The sequence below is a fragment of the Halorubrum sp. AJ67 genome, assembly GCF_000513435.1.
On sequence record NZ_CBVY010000019.1, the window covers coordinates 42,660 to 44,380 of the forward strand.

The 1,721-nt window shown below is 68.4% G+C and carries 2 protein-coding genes and 1 pseudogene; all 3 read left to right on the plus strand.

All coding sequences use genetic code 11. From position 1 onward, the window contains the following. Positions 1-139, plus strand: a 139-nt coding sequence (locus BN903_RS16965) for a HEAT repeat domain-containing protein (RefSeq protein WP_195155809.1), incomplete at its 5' end; no start/stop codon positions are given. Then, a complete protein-coding gene (locus BN903_RS13035; RefSeq protein WP_048078144.1) occupies positions 140-1,012 on the plus strand; it encodes a CheF family chemotaxis protein in 873 nt (290 codons plus the stop codon). An 81-nt stretch (positions 1,013-1,093) separates the two neighbouring features. Continuing rightward, positions 1,094-1,721 (plus strand): annotated as a pseudogene (locus tag BN903_RS18485) (HAD family hydrolase); the annotation flags it as partial.

A 1,721-nucleotide genomic window follows, 5' to 3' on the forward strand; every position in this document is an offset into this window, starting at 1 on the left:
GAAGGCCGTGTTCGTCCTCGGACAGATCGGCGGACAGGAGACGCTGAACCGCCTCGAAGAGTACGCCGACGACGACAGTCAGGCCGTCAGAAAGCGCGTGTTCTCGGCGGTCTCGAAGCTCAAGGCGGGTGGTCCGTAAATGTCTCAGGAGGACAGCGAGTACAAGATCACCGACACCCAAGCGAAGTTCGCGGTCGCGGTCCGCGAGGGGCGGAAGGTGAGCGACGTCTCTTGGACCCCCGGACGGGTCCTCCTCTCGAACCGGCGGCTGATCCTCGCCGGCAACGACGGGAAGCGGACGGTCCCCCTGTCGAAGCTGGAGCGGCTCGGCGGTCGCCACGACGCGAACCAGACGGTCGCGCGCGTCTCGAACTACGTGAGCTTCGATCTGGGCGAGCAGGTGCTTCTCGTCGCGGCCTCCGACCACGAGTCGTTCGAGCGCGACGTCTACCGCGCGTTGCTCGACCAGAAGACCGTGATGGCGAAACACCCCGCGATCGAGGGCGGCGTCGTCCAAGACACCGAGTGGGAGCAGGCCCGCGTGAAGATCGACGAGAACGGTCTCAACGCCGCCTTGGAGCGCGGCGTCTTCGTGAAGTTCGACCTCGACGACATCAGCGGGCTCGACGCCGCGAAACGCACCGTCAACGGCGATAAGAAGCCCGTCATCGAGGTGTCACACACCGACGACGAGGGGACGAGCATCGAGACCCACGTCGCGGGCGACCCGAACCGGATGCGGTTCGTCGAGTCGTGGCTCCGCAAGGGCGAGGAGCGCTCGTCGACGAACGTCGACCTCTCCAGTCGCGACCGAGAGGTGTTGATGGCGCTGTACTCCGGCGTCTCGCCGTTCGAGATCCCCTCGTTCCTCGGGATGGACGTCGACGACGTCGAGGAGACGTTCGAGCGGTTGGTCGAGCTCGAAGTGGTCGAGGAGGTCCGGATCCGCCGGGAGGTCGCGCTCAACTCCCGCGGCCGCAACATCGCCAGCGAGGCGATGAACGAGCAGTAGCCGGGCGACGGAACCCATCCGCCGAGGATCCCGGTCGCCGCGTCGAATCACGTTTAAGTCGGTGCCCCGCCGAGTGCGTCCATGAGCTACGAGGCGGTGCTTTTCGACCTCGACAACACCCTGTACCCGTACGCCCCGTGTAACGAGGCGGGCAAGCGGGCCGCGCTCGACGCCCTCCGCGAGCGCGGGTACGAACTGGACCGCGACGCGTTCGACGACCTGTACGCGGTCGGCCGCCGCGAGGCGAAACGCGAGACGCGCACCACCGCCGCGTCCCACGACCGGCACGTCTACTTCAAGCGCGGCCTGTACCGGCACGCGGGCGAGCCGGACGTCGCGGGCGCGCTGGCGGCCGGCGACGCTACTGGGACGGTTCCTCGACGAGATGGCGCTCTGTGAGGGAGTCGAGACCGTCTTCGACGCCCTCGGGGCGGCGGGGACCGACGTTGCGGTCGTGACCAACCTCACGACGCGGGTCCAGCTGCGCAAGCTCGCGCACTTGGGGATCGACGACCGGATCGACCTGCTCGTCACCTCCGAGGAGGTCGGCCGCGAGAAGCCGAGCGCGCTCCCGTTCACGACCGCGCTCGCCGAACTCGACTACCGACCGACCGAGGCGCTCGCGGTCGGCGACAACGTCGACGCCGACGTCGCCGGCGCGAACGCCGTCGGCACCGACACGGCGCTGTTCGTCGCCGACGGCGACGCG